The 13,835-nt window shown below is 71.1% G+C and carries 13 protein-coding genes and 1 pseudogene; 7 read left to right on the forward strand and 7 right to left on the reverse strand.

The features are described 5' to 3' along the window. Positions 1–93 precede the first annotated feature (93 nt). A complete protein-coding gene (locus DQ384_RS42905; RefSeq protein WP_245966512.1) occupies positions 94–2,871 on the forward strand; it encodes an NYN domain-containing protein in 2,778 nt (925 codons plus the stop codon). Between the two features lie 116 nt (positions 2,872–2,987). On the opposite strand, the gene DQ384_RS15860 is transcribed toward DQ384_RS42905, so the two are convergent. The 4 genes from DQ384_RS15860 to DQ384_RS15875 form a co-directional block, all read right to left on the reverse strand. Next, on the reverse strand, positions 2,988–4,034 hold the full coding sequence (locus DQ384_RS15860) for a LacI family DNA-binding transcriptional regulator (RefSeq protein ID WP_114029589.1): 1,047 nt from the start codon (positions 4,032–4,034) through the stop codon (positions 2,988–2,990). 291 nt (positions 4,035–4,325) lie between these two features. After that, complete coding sequence (locus DQ384_RS15865; RefSeq protein ID WP_220182981.1) at positions 4,326–5,186, reverse strand: sugar phosphate isomerase/epimerase family protein; 861 nt, start codon at positions 5,184–5,186, stop codon at positions 4,326–4,328. A gap of 5 nt (positions 5,187–5,191) precedes the next feature. Then, on the reverse strand, positions 5,192–6,340 hold the full coding sequence (locus tag DQ384_RS15870; RefSeq protein WP_245966513.1) for a dihydrodipicolinate synthase family protein: 1,149 nt from the start codon (positions 6,338–6,340) through the stop codon (positions 5,192–5,194). Beyond that, the gene (locus DQ384_RS15875; RefSeq protein WP_114029592.1) at positions 6,337–7,488 is read right to left on the reverse strand and encodes a Gfo/Idh/MocA family protein; all 1,152 of its coding nucleotides are present in this window, start codon (positions 7,486–7,488) and stop codon (positions 6,337–6,339) included. Before DQ384_RS15875 ends, DQ384_RS15870 begins: the two co-directional genes overlap by 4 nt. 241 nt (positions 7,489–7,729) lie before the next feature. Between DQ384_RS15875 and DQ384_RS15880 the strand changes: the two are divergent. From DQ384_RS15880 to DQ384_RS15895, 4 genes and pseudogenes are all read left to right on the forward strand, one after another. Then, a pseudogene (locus DQ384_RS15880) lies at positions 7,730–8,146 on the forward strand (enolase C-terminal domain-like protein); the annotation flags it as partial. A gap of 134 nt (positions 8,147–8,280) precedes the next feature. Next, positions 8,281–8,829, forward strand: coding sequence for an RNA polymerase sigma factor (locus tag DQ384_RS15885; protein WP_114029593.1), 549 nt, complete (start codon positions 8,281–8,283; stop codon positions 8,827–8,829). Next, the gene (locus DQ384_RS15890) at positions 8,829–9,806 is read left to right on the forward strand and encodes a hypothetical protein (RefSeq protein WP_114029594.1); all 978 of its coding nucleotides are present in this window, start codon (positions 8,829–8,831) and stop codon (positions 9,804–9,806) included. The genes DQ384_RS15885 and DQ384_RS15890 overlap by 1 nt, the downstream gene beginning before the upstream one ends. Before the next feature lie 193 nt (positions 9,807–9,999). Next, positions 10,000–10,296, forward strand: coding sequence for a hypothetical protein (locus DQ384_RS15895; protein WP_245966514.1), 297 nt, complete (start codon positions 10,000–10,002; stop codon positions 10,294–10,296). An 88-nt stretch (positions 10,297–10,384) separates the two neighbouring features. Here the strand turns inward: DQ384_RS15895 and DQ384_RS15900 are convergent, their stop codons facing one another. Both DQ384_RS15900 and DQ384_RS15905 read right to left on the reverse strand, forming a co-directional pair. Continuing rightward, entirely contained in the window at positions 10,385–10,831 is a 447-nt protein-coding gene (locus DQ384_RS15900; protein ID WP_245966515.1) for a phospholipase, read from the reverse strand. A gap of 461 nt (positions 10,832–11,292) precedes the next feature. Beyond that, positions 11,293–12,606, reverse strand: a complete 1,314-nt coding sequence (locus tag DQ384_RS15905; RefSeq protein WP_147268796.1) for a helix-turn-helix domain-containing protein — start codon at positions 12,604–12,606, stop codon at positions 11,293–11,295. 187 nt (positions 12,607–12,793) lie between these two features. Between DQ384_RS15905 and DQ384_RS41280 the strand changes: the two genes are divergently transcribed. Continuing rightward, positions 12,794–13,135, forward strand: a complete 342-nt coding sequence (locus tag DQ384_RS41280; protein WP_181871240.1) for a hypothetical protein — start codon at positions 12,794–12,796, stop codon at positions 13,133–13,135. Continuing rightward, positions 13,132–13,635 carry an ATP-binding protein gene (locus tag DQ384_RS41285; RefSeq protein WP_181871241.1) on the forward strand — a complete coding sequence of 168 codons (504 nt, stop codon included), beginning with the start codon at positions 13,132–13,134 and terminating at the stop codon, positions 13,633–13,635. The genes DQ384_RS41280 and DQ384_RS41285 overlap by 4 nt, the downstream gene beginning before the upstream one ends. Here DQ384_RS41285 and DQ384_RS15915 read toward each other — a convergent pair. Next, on the reverse strand, positions 13,604–13,828 hold the full coding sequence (locus tag DQ384_RS15915; RefSeq protein WP_114029599.1) for a hypothetical protein: 225 nt from the start codon (positions 13,826–13,828) through the stop codon (positions 13,604–13,606). The two genes, DQ384_RS41285 and DQ384_RS15915, sit on opposite strands and share 32 nt — an antisense overlap. Positions 13,829–13,835 lie beyond the last annotated feature (7 nt).

Genomic DNA, 13,835 nt, shown 5'->3' on the forward strand with positions numbered 1-13,835 from the left:
CACCCTCGCGCGATCAGTGCCTTCATTACCCTGAGATAGGGCCGGGCTTCGGCTGCCACCGGAGCTGGGCCATGTACGAAAGGGCGGTGTCGCGTGGATCGCTGCGCGCTGTTCGTGGACGCTGGCTATCTGCTGGCGGACGGCGCGATGGCCGTGCATGGGACCCGCCATCGCGAAGCCGTCGCCTGGGACTACCCCGGCCTGCTCCAACTTCTGTCCACACTGTCCCGCGAGCGTACCGACCTTCCGCTGCTGCGCTGCTACTGGTACGAGGCCACCGTCGAGGGCAGGCGCACGCCCGAGCACGACGCGCTCGCCGACATCCCCGGCCTCAAACTGCGCCTCGCCCGCATCAGGCCCGGCCGCCGGGAGGGCGTGGACGCGCAGGTCCACCGAGACCTCATGACGCTCGCCCGCAACAACGCCATCTGCGACGCCGTGGTGGTCAGCGGCGACGAGGACCTCGCCCAGGTCGTCAGCGACGCCCAGGACCTCGGCATCCGCGTCACCGTGATCCACATCGCGGCCGAGGGAGGGTGGGCGGTGTCGCGCACGCTCCAGCAGGAGTGCGACGACCTCATCGAGATCGGCAGCGGCCATCTGCGGCCGTACGTCAACCTGGTCACGGGCAACGTCGCCGCCGGGCCCGACAGCGGCCCGTCCACCGGGCTCCACCTGCCCCAGCCGATCGGCAACGGCCGCGCCCGCGACTCCTCGCAAGCGTACAACGGACGGCCCCCCGCCTCGACCGGCGCCTTCGCCGCCGTCTCCGGCCTCTCCTCCACGCCGCCCTCTCAGCCCTCGCACGGCCCGTCCGCGTCCCCGCCGCAGGGCTCCTTGGCGGGCACGTCCGCGCACGGTCCCGGCCCCTCGCCGGGCTCCCGGGGCGCCGGTTCGCACGGGGCCGACCTGTCCCAGACGTCCGGCCTGGGCTCCCAGCAGTCCCCCTCCGACCCGGGCGGCCTGTCGTCCGGGCCCTCGGGGTCGTCCGGATCCCACGACCCGAACTCGCTCGGCTCCAGCTCGCTCGGCACTGGAGGGGTGGGCTCGACGTCCCTCGGTTCGACGTCCCTCGGGCACGCCTCCCACGGTCCGCCCGCCACCGGCGATCCGATGGGCGGCCGGCTCGGCGGCCACGGCTCCGGCCTCCTCGGCGGCGGCTCCTCCTCGGGAGCCCACGGCTCCCCGGACACGGAGACGGCCGCTCCGCACAGCGGCGGGTTCACGAGCCCGCCCGGCACAGGCTCGCACGGCACAGGTTCACACAGCACAGGTTCACACAGCGCGGGTTCGCACGGCACAGGCTCGCACGGCGCCAGCGGTACGGGGTCCTACGGCACAGGGGGAACGGGGCAGCGCGGCGCCGGGCTCGGGGGTTCCCACGGCTCGGGGGACGCGGGTTCGCGCGACTCGGGCATGACGGGCTCCCATGGCGGTGGGGCGGCGGGGGCGCGCGGCACGGGCGTGACAGGCTCCCACGGAGCGGGTTCGTACGGCGGGATGACGGGCTCCCAGGACTCCGGGGGCGGCACCACCGGGCCCATCTACGGACCGCCCGCCCAGGGCTCCCACGGTTCGCTCTCGACGGGCACCGGTTCACACGGTTCGCTCTCCTCCGGGCGGGGATCCCACGGCCCTCAGGCGGAGGGCACGGGCGCGCACGGCACTCTCGGCGACGGTCCGCAAGCCCCGGCGGGCGGGGGCACGTACGGCTCCCTCGGCGGCGGCTCCCAAGGATCGACGAGTGGTGGTTCGTACAGCTCGGGCGGGGGTGACTCACGTGACTCACACGGCCTGGGCTCCGGCGCGCGTGAAGGCGCGGACGCGGGCGGTGGTCCGCACGGCTCGGGTCCGCATGGCTCCGGTTCACAGGGCTCGGGTCCGCACGGCTCCGGTTCGCACGGCTCGGGCGGCTCACGGGGTTCGGCCCCGGGCGCCGGTTCTGGCGCGGACGGCGGCCCGTACAGCTCCTACGACACAGCGCCTCCCGGAACCCTCACGGGCGCGATGCCCGCGATCGGCCCCCTGGGCCCCGGTTCCTACGGTCTGAGCTCAGCCGGCCCCTCCTCGGGCACCGGCTCCTACGGCGGGAACTCCGCCGGTCCCTCGTCCGGTCCCGGATCGCACGGGCAGGGGTCGTCCACAGGCGGGTCCTATGGGCCGGGTTCGGGCGGGTCGTCTTCGGGCGGCGGGTCCTATGGATCCGGTTCCGGTGGGTCGTCTTCAGGTGGTGGGTCCTACGGGTCGGGTTCTGGTGGGTCGTCTTCGGGCGGCGGGTCTTATGGATCCGGTTCCACCGGTTCGGGGTCGCGTGGGCTGAGTTCCGCCGGCCCGTCGTCCGGCACGGGATCGCACGCCTCACCCGGCCGACCCTCCGGCCCGCCGCGCTCCTCCCAGCCCGCGCTCCCGGCGCCCTATCCGACCTATTCGTCCGACTCCCCGCCGTCCTCGCACGGCTCCCCGCCGCCGACGCCTCCGCTGGCCGCGCCCGTACCCCCGCAGGCCTCCGGCCAGTACACCCTGGGCGGCTCCGGCGGCCCGCCGCCGTACCCCGGGCCTCAGCTCGGCCCGTACACCGGCCCGCAGCCCGCCCCCGTGCCCGCGCAGGCCGGCTCGCCCGGAACGACGACCCTCGCCGACGCGGTCAAGGCCGCGCACAAGGAGGGCCACGACTTCGGCGAGTCCGTGGCCAGGGACGCCCCGGCGCTCTGGCTGGAGGCCGTGCTCGCCCGCAAGCCCCGCATGCCCTCCGACCTGGAGGCGCGCCTGCTCCAGGGCTCCTCTCTGCCCATCGACTTCCTCCTGCACGACGAGGTCCGCCACGCCCTGCGCCGGGGCTTCTGGGACGCCCTCGAACGCGCCCGCCGCTGACCCTCCCCGCACCGGTGGCTTCCGGGACGCTATGGAACGTGCCCGCCTCGCTCCGCGCCGGGGGTTTCTGGACGTTCTGGAACGTGCCCGCCGCCGACCCCGTCCTGCGAGAAAGGTTACGGACGTCCGCTCGGGGGAGGGGGTGCGGTGCTCGCGCGCAGGACGACCCGGCCCTGGACGCGCTCGACGCGGTTGCGGGTGGTGGTGCCGCGCCGGAGGGCCATGGCCATCGCGCGCCTTCCCACCTCCTCCAGCGGAAGGGCGACCGTGGTCAGCGGCGGCGTGAGGTCCTGGACCAGCGGAATGTCGTCGAACCCGGTGAGGGACACGTCGTCCGGCACGGACAGCCCATGGTTGCGCAGGGCCGCCAGCACGCCGACGGCCATGAGGTCGGTCGCGGCGAACAGGCACGTGGCCCGCAGCCCCCGGCGGATCAGCTCGGTGGCCGCCGCGTAGCCGCCGTCCCGGTTGAACGCGCCCTCCACCACCTGGTCGGGGCGCAGCTCGATGCCCGCCCGGGCGAGCCCGTCGCGGAAGCCGGCCAGGCGGTCGGCCGCGGTGGTGAGCGTGGCGGGCCCGGACAGGACGGCGAACTCGCGGTGGCCGAGCTCGACCATCGCCCTGGCCAGCTCGGCGGCCCCCGTGCGGTTCTGCGGGAGCACCGCGTCCACGTGCAGCCCGCGATGCCGGCTCACGGCGGTGACCCGGCCACCGGTGGCCACGTACCTGTCCAGTTCCCGGCCCATGGCCTCCTGCCAGGCGGCGTCCTCGAACCCGGAGCCGATCAGCAGGATCGCCCGGGCGCGCTGGCCGCGCATCATGCCGACGTAGGCGATCTCCCGCTCCTGGTCGCCGAAGGTGCTGCCGAGCGTCACGTGGAGGTCGTGCTCGCTGGCCATGCGCATGACGCCCCGGATGATGCCGGCGAAGTAGGGGTCGCCGATGTCGTGGCAGATGACGCCGACGACCTGGCTGGTGGCGCGGGCGAGCGCCTGGGCGTGGCTGTTGGGCGTGTACGCGAGGGAGGTGGCGGCGGCCAGCACGCGTTCGCGCATGTCGGCACGTACGGCGGCGGTGTTGTTGAGCACCCGGGACACGGTGGCGGGGGACACGCCGGCGGCCTGGGCCACGTCCTCCAAGGTCACCAACGACCGCTCGCTCATCCGATCTCCTCGAACACGGGTGACCTCGGCCTCCTCGGGGGACGTTCTTCCAGGCCGCCCGCTGTGGAAGAGTCCGGCGACCTTTCCTTCGGACAGATGAGTTCACCGGACGCACCGCGCCCTTGATCAGCCCATGAGGCAGTCCTAGGGTACACCGGCGCACGCGCACGGAAAGCGCTTACTGATCATGAGTTCACCCGGTGCGGAAAGGCGTCATGTCTCCCGCGCATGAGCCCCAGGCGCGCGGCACGGGCTGAATCCCCGGCCTTCACTTTCAGGCCGGGGAACGCGTCAGAGGACCTCGGTGACGTACCGGCGCATCATCGTCGCGAGCACGTCGGACCCGTCGGCGGCCCATACCTCGGCGTTGAAGATCTCGACCTCGATGTCCCCTTCGTACCCCGCGTCGTGGACGGCGGCGTACAGCGGCCGGAAGTCGATCACCCCGTCGCCCATCATGCCCCTGCCCAGCAGCGGATCGGCGGGCAGCGGCACCAGGTAGTCGCAGACCTGGAAGCTCGCGATCCGCCCCGCTGCCCGCGCGATCTGCCGGAAGACGTCGGGATCCCACCACACGTGGAAGGTGTCGACGACGACCCCGACGCTGTCCGCCGGCCATCGCTCGGCCAGGTCCAGGGCCTGGCCGAGCGTCGACAGCACGGCCCGCTCGGCGCAGTACACCGGGTGCAGCGGTTCGAGCGCGAGCCGCACCCCCGCCTGCCGCGCGTACGGCTGGAGCTCGGCGAGCGCGTCGGCGACCCGCGCCCGTGCCCCCGCCAGGTCGCGCGACCCTTCGGGCAGCCCGCCGACGACCACGACCAGGCAGTCCGTCCCAAGCGCCGCCGCCTCGTCGACGGCCCGCCGGCCGTCCTCGGCGGACCGGCCCGGCATGCTGAGCCCGGTCGCGCGGCAGAGCGAGGAGACCCGCAGCCCCGCGTCCCGGACCAGCTTGGCGCTGGCGACCAGCCCGTGCTCGGCGACCTGCTGCCGCCAGAGCCCGATCGCCGGGATCCCGGCGCGCACGCACCCCTCGACCGCCTCGGCCACGCCCCAGCGCCGGGTGGTCCACTGGTTGAGCGACAGCCGGGCCAGCCGTTCGTCGCCAGGCCCGGGGGTCGGGATCGCGGCGGGGAGGCCGCTGGGCACGTCCAGGACGGTCACCGGGTCACCCCGGCGACGGTGAGCAGCGCGCGCATGCGGGCCTCCGCGAGGTCGGGGTCGGGCAGCAGCCCGGCCTGGTCCGCCAGGCGGAACACCTCGGCGAGGTGGACGACGGATCGCGCGCTCTGCGCGCCGTTCACCATCGCGAACGCGTCCTGGTGTCCCGCGAGCCAGGAGAGGAGGACCAGCCCGGTCTTGTAATGGTAGGTGGGCGACTCGAAGATCTTGCGTGACAGTGCCACGGTGGGCCGCAGGATCTGCGTGTAGCGGACGGTGTCGCCCACGTCGAGGGCCTGGAGGGCGGTGGCCGCGGCGGGGGCGATGGCGTCGAAGATGCCGAGCAGGGCGTGGCTGCCCGAGGCGATGAGGTCCGGGTAGTTGAAGTCGTCGCCGGTGTAGAGCTTGACGCCGGGCGGGAGCGCCGCCCGCAGCCGCGTCTCGTGCCCGGCGTCCAGCAGGGACACCTTGACCCCGTCGACCTTGTCGGCGTGCCGGTGGACCAGGTCCAGGAAGGTGCCGGTGGCCTTCTCCAGGTCGGCCGAACCCCAGTAACCGGTCAGCGCGGGGTCGAACATCTCGCCCAGCCAGTGAAGGATCACCGGCCGGTCGGCGCGGCCCAGGAGCCTGCCGTAGACGAGGTGGTAGTCCGCGGGATCCTCCGCCAGGGCGGCCAGGCGGCGACTGGCCATGATGATCACGGTGGCGCCGGCCGACTGGATCACCTCCATCTGCTCGGTGTAGGCCGAGACGACCTCGTCCAGCGTGGCGGCCCCCGGGGCGTGGTCGGTGCCGGCCCCGCAGGCCAGCAACGCCGAGGGGTCGCCGAACGCGCGGGCCTCGGCGGCCGAGCGCCGGATCAGCTCGCGGGTGGCGGGCCAGTCCAGGCCCATGCCGCGCTGGGCGGTGTCCATCGCGTCGGCGACCCGGAAGCCGTACGACCACAGGTGCCGGCGGAACCGCAGCGTGGCGTCCCAGTCGACGGCCGCGGGCGCGCCCGGCGTGTTCTCGGCGAGGGGGTCGGCGACGACGTGCGCGGCGGCGTAGGCGATGCGGCTCCTGGGCGGGCCGTCCGGCCGGGGCCAGGTGACCGGGGCGCGGAGCGTGTAGGACGAGAGGTTCCCGTCCGCGGTCGGCAGCGTGATCACAGGCCGAGCTCCGGCAGCTCGATGCGGCGGCCCTCGGCGGACGAGCGCAGGCCCAGCTCGGCGAGCTGGACGCCGCGGGCCCCGGCCATGAAGTCGTACGGCCATGGCGCGTCCTCCAGGACGTGCCGGACGAACATCTCCCACTGGATCTTGAAGGCGTTGTCGAACTCGCCGTTGTCGGGCACCGTCTGCCAGTCGTCACGGAAGGAGTGGGTGACCGGCAGGTCCGGGTTCCAGACCGGCTTGGGCGTGGCGCCGCGGTGCTGGATCCGGCAGTCGCGCAGCCCCGCGACCGCGCTGCCCTCCGTGCCGTCCACCTGGAACTCCACCAGCTCGTCCCGGTTCACCCGGACGCACCACGAGGAGTTGATCTGCGCGACCACGCCGCCGCTCAGCTCGAAGATCCCGTACGCCGCGTCGTCCGCGGTGGCCTGGTACTCGCGGCCCTTCTCGTCCGTCCGCGTCGGGATGTGCGTGACCGCCCGCGCGGTGACCGCCTCGACCCGGCCGAACAGGTTGTCCAGCACGTACGACCAGTGGCAGAACATGTCGAGCACCATGCCCCCGCCGTCCTCCGCCCGGTAGTTCCACGACGGCCGCTGCGCGGACTGCCAGTCCCCTTCGAAGACCCAGTACCCGAACTCCCCGCGCACGGACAGCACGCGGCCGAAGAACCCCCCGTCCAGCAGCCGCTTCAGCTTGAGCAGCCCCGGCAGGAACAGCTTGTCCTGAACGACGCCGCTCCTCACCCCCGCCTCCCGCGCGAGCCGGGCCAGCCAGAGCGCGCCGTCCAGCGTCTCGGCGACCGGCTTCTCGGTGTAGACGTGCTTGCCCGCCGCGACGGCCTGGCTGATCGCACCGAGCCGGGCCTGCGTCACCTGGGCGTCGAAATAGATGAGGCTGCCCCGGTCCGCCAGCGCGGACTCCAGGTCCGTGGTCCATTGCTTGATGTTGTGGCGCTCGCACAGCTCCCGCAGCTTGGCCTCGCTGCGGCCGACGAGCGTCGGTTCGAGCAGCACCCGCCCGCCGTCGGCCAGCGGTACGCCGCCCTGCTCGTTGATGGCCAGGATCGACCGGACCAGGTGCTGGTTGTAGCCCATCCGGCCGGTGACCCCGTTCATCACGAGGCCGACGGTGCGTGTGGTCATGGAAATCCTCCTAGGGGGCCCGCCGGTGACGGCGCGGCACCGGGCGGGCGGGGGTGTGTGGATCCGGGGGGTCAGGACACGCCGAAGACGTCATGGAAGGACAGGAGCAGAGCGGTCATCCTCGGTTCGAGTCGTGCCGGGCATGATCAGAAAGCGTTTTCAGGTAAGCGCTTTCCGTGTACGGTAGGACCGCGCCACGAACAGGTCAAGAGCAAGTGAGCCAGCTGAACGTGCCGCGTCCCCGCTGCCCGTGGCCCTCGACGAGAGCCTGCGCCACCCGACCGATCTGGCCACCTTCGTCCGCCTGGACGCGATCGACGTGGCCATCGCCAAGGTCCAGCGCAGCGGCGGCCTCACGCTGTCCCGCCGCCTCTGCCAGCTCGCCGAGGACTGCGGCGTCCGCCTGATGGGCTCCGGCCTCACCGACTCCGACCTCGGCCTCGCCGCCTCCCTCCACCTCTTCGCGGCCTACGGCATCACCGGCCCCGTCGACCTCAACGGCCGCCAGTTCATCGGCTCCCCCTACGCGAGCGGCCCCACGGTCAAGATCGCCACCGGAGTCGCCCAGGTCCCCACCGGCCCCGGCCTCGGCGTCGAGGTGGACGAAACCGTCGTCCGCGACCTCGCCGTGGACGTCCTGACCCGGACCGCCCTCTAGTACCGTCCTGGTCCGCGGCCCCGCGCGAGCCACCCGAACACCTTGGTCTGGCCGGTAATGATGGGCTCGCTCCGCACATAGGGAAGATGTCCACATTCCCTGCCCGCAAAGGAAACCGCCCATGGGAACCGCCCGTGGATAGCGAACGACCGGCCGCCTTCGAGGCCGTCTACAGGCAGACATATGGCCAAATAACGGCATACGCGGCCCGCCGTTGCGACTCGCCGCAGGACGCCGCAGACGTGGTCGCGGAGACCTTCGCCATCGCCTGGCGGCGCATGGACGAACTGCCGCCGGGGGACGAGGCCGTGCTGTGGCTCTACGGCGTGGCGCGCAAGGTGCTCGCCAACCACCTTCGCGGTGAGGCCCGTCGCCGGGCCCACCGCGCCGAGTTCGACGCCGGGATGGCCGACCTCTACGCGGCCTCTCCCGACCGCGGGATCGAGCTGAAGGTGATCGCCGAGGTCTTCCGGAGCCTGCCCGACGACGACCGTGAACTGCTGTCGCTGGTCGCTTGGGAGGGCCTGGACCGCCGCCAGATCGCGACGGCGCTCGGTCTGTCGCGCAACGCCGTACGCGTCAGGCTCCACCGCGCCCGCAGGCGCTTCTCCCGCGCGCTCACCGAGGCCGGCATCCGTTCGACGCCAGAGTGCCGGCTCGTCCCGGCGGAGAGGTCGCTGTGATGAGCACCGACGAGATCGACGCGACGACCCGGTTGCTGGCTCGGGTCGAACCCGGAAAGCCGGGCGGCGACCCGTCCGCCCCGGAGGCGCGCGCGCTGCTGGTCCTGATCACGGCGGGGGACTTCGGCCCGGCCGAGGAGCACGGCGGGGCCGTCCCCGGACCTCGTCGTGTCCGCCGGTACGGCCCCCAGCGGCTGCTCCTCGGCCTGGTGGCCGTGGCCGTGCTCGCCGCGGGCGTCGTGGTCGGCCCGAGCCTGCTGGGAAACGGCCTCGGCCCCGCCACCTCCTACGCGAGCTCCGACATCGACATCCGCCGCGAGGCCGACCTGTACGTCGCCCGCATCAAGAATCCCTACGCCGACCACCAGAGGTACCGCGAGGCGTTCGGGACACTCGGCCTGGACGTCGACGTGCGCGTCGTTCCCGCGGCGCCCCGCAAGGTGGGCCAGGAGTTGTCGGTGGGTGTTCATGGAGGTGTACGTGAATCGTCGGGGAGAACGCCCGAATGGCTCTCCTCCGGCATGGAGGAACCGGACGGGACACCGTGCATGGCTGGGCAGGACGGCTGCTACCTGGTGCTCCGCGTTCCGGTCGGCCTGACGGGACAACTCGTTGTCCGGCTGGGACGTCCGGCCAGGGCCGGCGAGGTCTACGACGAGGCGGGAGTGACGACCGCCACCACTGCGGGAGGGACGCTCGCCGGGTACCGCGTGGACGAGAAGACCGTGGGTGAGGTCGTGCCGGAGATCGAGAAGCGCGGCCTGAAGATCACGTACCTGATCGCCACCGTCGCCCCCGAAAACCCGGGCGGTTATGGCATGGACCCGGACAAGCAGGACACCCCCGTCGGCAAGGACTGGATCGTCTGGGAGGCGGAGGAATCCGCTCCGGACACCGTCCGCCTGATCGTCACCGACGAGCGCTACGACAAGAACCCCGTCTACGGCGGCCCCCGCGACACCGTCGTCAAGGACTAGCGAACCTTCGGTGGTCGGTCGTCGCCGTGCCGCCGCCGGCTCTCGGTGGGGTGACTCACTTCAGGTCTAGTGGACGGGCCTCTCCAGTTGCCGCGTTACGTTGGCGGCAAGAGATATCCGTCCTGATGGAGGTTCTGTGCCATACCGGGGACCGCTTTCGAAGAGGGCGATCGGCCGTTTCAACTCTTGTGTCGTGACATTGCGCTCGTCCCCTCGATGGGGTCGGCTCGTCAGCAGGCGCCTCACGGTCGTCACCTACACGGGACGCCGTTCTGGACGCACCTTCAGCACGCCCGTCGCCTTCCGGCGCTCGGGTGAGACGGTCACGATCGGCGTCCAGTTCCCCGACGCCAAGAAATGGTGGCGCAACTTCGTGGACGAGGGAGGACCGATCTCGCTGCAACTGGATGGGATCGACCGCACCGGGCACGCGGTCGCCACGCGCGACGAAGCGGGCCGTGTCACCGTCACCGTCCGTCTGGAGGGCTGATGATCGGGTGCCGCGGAACAGGGCGGGACGCCGAGCGTCGGCTATGCGGCGGCTCGGCGTCCCGATTACCTGAGGTGCGTGGAGGGGATTACGCTCCGGCGTTCTCGGCGTTACGCTCGGCGGTCTTGCGGACCTGGTCGATCTGCGCCTGGGTGACGTTCAGGGAGCCGAACTGCTTGACCGCCTGGTAGTAGGTCCAGGCGAGGCCGTCGCAGGTGGACTTCGAGACGCCGGAATATCTGGCGCAGACCTGCTTCATATCGAAATAGAAAGCGTCGTCGACGTGGGACTTGTTGCCGGGGAACTGGCCGACCGCCTTGTAGTTGCGGTAGCCGAAGTCGTGACGTCGGCACGGCATTCTGAAGTCGTAGCCGAGCGGCTGGTCAGGGCTGCTCGAACACAGGTCGGTCGACCAGTCGAACGCGTAGTCCGCCCAGGCCGCCTGGTTCTGCCACGCGGAGGTCCAGCTGGCGGCGCTGCTCGACGTGGGCTGGGTGAAAGTGGAAAGTGCGGCGAGTTTTTGCTCCAGCGTCACCGCGAATGCGGGGAGCGTTAATCCGAGTATTGCGGTGAGGGAGAGGGACACTAGCGCGAGGGCTCGCTTGACCATGGGGCTCTGCCTTCGTCCAGGGGGTGGGGCGCGCGACAGGTGTCTGCCAATGCACAAGAATGAGCTGAAATATCCCCTACCGCCGGAACAGACCTCGATCAAGATCCAGGCCGATATTCACGAACAATCGCTCTTTACAGCCTGACAAGCGCCTGTAAGGCTGGTGATTTCCCCCTGCGGGGGCCCATGGACAGCGGGCCCCGCCCGGACGCGCCACCGCTCTTCGCGCCGGACCCCTCGATCGACGCGCGGCCCGACGTGGTGGAGAAGGCGGTCTACCAGCGGCTTGGCGAGCCGCGTGGCCCTCTGATCATCACAGTCCGCGCAGCCACGCCACCATCTGTCAGCGCGGCAGAATCCGTCGGTCGCCTCGGCGACTCATCCCCTCAGACAGCACTCGCGGGTTCGGGGGCCAGCATCTTGCGGAACTCGGCGACGGATGGGCGGTTCTGCTCGTGGTGGGGTACGGCACGGAGGATCATGCGGCCGGTTTCGATGATGTTGCCGCTACGGTAGGTGAGTGGGAGCGTGTCGATGGTCGTCGTCGCCTGGCGCAGACCCTCATCGATGCCGCCTCGAACGACGGTGCAGAGGGCCCCATGGAGCTGGACATTGGTGCGGTACTGGTATTCCGGAGCGAACTTGAGGACGTTCTCCCGGGCCGTATCCGCCGCCGACTCCTGGCCCGCAGCGGCATACGCCCAGCTTTCGGCGAAGTGAATCTGGTCGGGCTTCCAGAAGCCGTACCGGTCCGCTGTGACGCCATTCTCCACGGTCCTGTGGAGCTTGTTCAGCGTCTTGATCGCCTCATCGTGTCGATGTAGCAGGGACAGCGCCTTGACCTCGGTGGTCAGCAGATCAACGGTCGGTTCTCCGGCAAGTCGCTGAGCGTGGTGCACTAGCCGCAGCACGGTCTCCGGGGCACGTTGGCCGTACAGGCCAAGCCCTGCCTCCTCGCCTCGGACCATCAGCCCGAGTGCCAGATCACCCGAAGCGTCGGCGGCTTGGCGTGCGGTGTACGACCAGTGGATGGCCGCACCATGATCGCCGAGACGGGTCAGCGCATTGGCGTGGACGGACGCAAGGACCGCCATGATCCGGTGCAGTTCGGTCGCATCGGGCGGAGTGGCGGTGTCGAGCTGGCGTCGTATCGCGAGCAAGTCGATCAGAAGTGCGGCAGAGACCTGTGAGGGGGGCCGGGTACGGAGTGCGTGCAGGTGGTCGGCGCAGGCCAGTTCCCACTCTTCTATCGGGCGGTGGGCCTGCCCGAGGGAGAGGTCGAGGAACTGGCGCAGAGATTCGCCCGAACTCCCGAGAGCGCCGAATGTGCCGATTCCGGCGAGGAACTGGAGGGCGGCCCGGCGTTCCATATCGTCGTCTCCATTGCGATATGCGGGGATTTCCATGCACATACCCGCGCGCAGCCGGTCCGACTCGGCGGCGGCATTAAGGCGCACCAACGTGCCATAAAGGGCGGTCAGAATTCCGCGTGCGCCGTACACCTCATCCAGGCGGGAGACCATCTCGGCCGGGGGCGTGCGCTCGCCTCGTTCCCATTTGGCCAGGTTGGAATAGTCGACGTAGAGGTTGGCCGCCGCGCGGCGTAGGGCGATCTTGGGTTCGCTCTCCCGGCAGCGGCGCATGACCGCGCCGAACAGGTGCCAGGCGGAGGCGTGCGGGTCGATCGCGTCTGCGGCCATGAACACTCCTCGCGCTCGTGGTCCGGCGCGCCCACCGATGACCACACCGTTCCCCTGCTGCCAGCGTCGATCACTGTCCATGATTGCACTGCTACGGCCCGTGGTGGGCATGAATGGCGGGACCCGCAGATGCCGGACCGCCGTGCGGACCCCTCGATCAGGAAGACCAGGAAGGTGGTATTGCCAGGTGGTGCAGACCAAGCGGCGATGGAGCCTCTTCGGGCGCCGCGGCTCCCGGCGGCCCGGCCGTCACAGCGTCGGACAGCCCTACGTACGGGTCGAGGCCGGCAACCCGGACCCGGGCGACCGCGCCGCCGCCGTCCTCCTCGACCGGCTCGAACCGGCCTGGACGATCATGTACGGCCCGTGGAGCCGCCGCTTCTACGCCCTGCCCCTGTTCCGGACCCCGGACCCGCTGATCCTGGAGGCGACCACCGCCCAGGACCTCACCGCCCAGATCCGCGAGGCCGAACGGGACTTCCTGATCACCGGCGGACTCGCTGCCTCAGGCTGGCGAGCCGCCGCATGACCCGTCCCGACACCCGCACCTGCCGGACGGAGACCGTGACCTTCCCCGCCACCGGCCCGTCCGTGGGGGAGGCCCGCCGCTGGCTGAGCAAGCTCCTCGACGGCCACCCCCGCCACGACGACGCGGTCCTGCTCCTGTCAGAGGCGGTCACCAATTCGCTCGTACACACCGATTCCCCCACCGTCGGCGTCACCGTGGCGATCGAGCAGACCGGCGACGTACGGATCGAAATCGCCGACGAGGGCGGTCCCACCATCCCGAGCATCCCCCCGCACCCGGCTGACGACGCAGACGACGACCCGGCTAGCTCCGGCCGCGGCATCCGCCTGATCCGCACCCTTTCCACCCACTGGGGCTTCACCGAGTCCCGCCCCCACTGCATCCTCTGGTTCGTCCTTGCGCTTAGTCATGAAAGGGATGAGGGCTGTGGGGTTCAGGATGCGATGCCCGGCGGCGATCCATATGTGGTCATGGGCTGTACAGTGCGCTCGGAAAGTTGAGGTCGGCGTGGCGTTCGGCGTACGTGAAGGCCAGGAACTCCGCCAGCTCCTCATCGGTCTCGAAAACGTGCGGTGCCGCGAGGTCGGCGAGGGACTTGATCGGACCGGCCTTCTTGGCTTTGACAAGTTCCTCCGGAGAGGTCTTCGGGTGAGCGGGTGGGTAGATGGGGCGGACAGGCCCGATCTCCTTCATGCTGACC

It is taken from the genome of Sphaerisporangium album (assembly GCF_003323745.1).
Lineage (GTDB): Bacteria > Actinomycetota > Actinomycetes > Streptosporangiales > Streptosporangiaceae > Sphaerisporangium > Sphaerisporangium album.

Bases quoted from the DNA above. Each gene is read 5' to 3' on its own strand.
- DQ384_RS15860 (WP_114029589.1), bottom strand. From the start codon at position 4,034: ATGAGCGAGCGGTCGTTGGTGACCTTGGAGGACGTGGCCCAGGCCGCC.
- DQ384_RS15875 (WP_114029592.1), bottom strand. From the start codon at position 7,488: ATGACCACACGCACCGTCGGCCTCGTGATGAACGGGGTCACCGGCCGG.
- DQ384_RS15890 (WP_114029594.1), top strand. From the start codon at position 8,829: ATGAGCACCGACGAGATCGACGCGACGACCCGGTTGCTGGCTCGGGTC.
- DQ384_RS15905 (WP_147268796.1), bottom strand. From the start codon at position 12,606: ATGGCCGCAGACGCGATCGACCCGCACGCCTCCGCCTGGCACCTGTTC.
- DQ384_RS41285 (WP_181871241.1), top strand. From the start codon at position 13,132: ATGACCCGTCCCGACACCCGCACCTGCCGGACGGAGACCGTGACCTTC.
- DQ384_RS15915 (WP_114029599.1), bottom strand. From the start codon at position 13,828: ATGAAGGAGATCGGGCCTGTCCGCCCCATCTACCCACCCGCTCACCCG.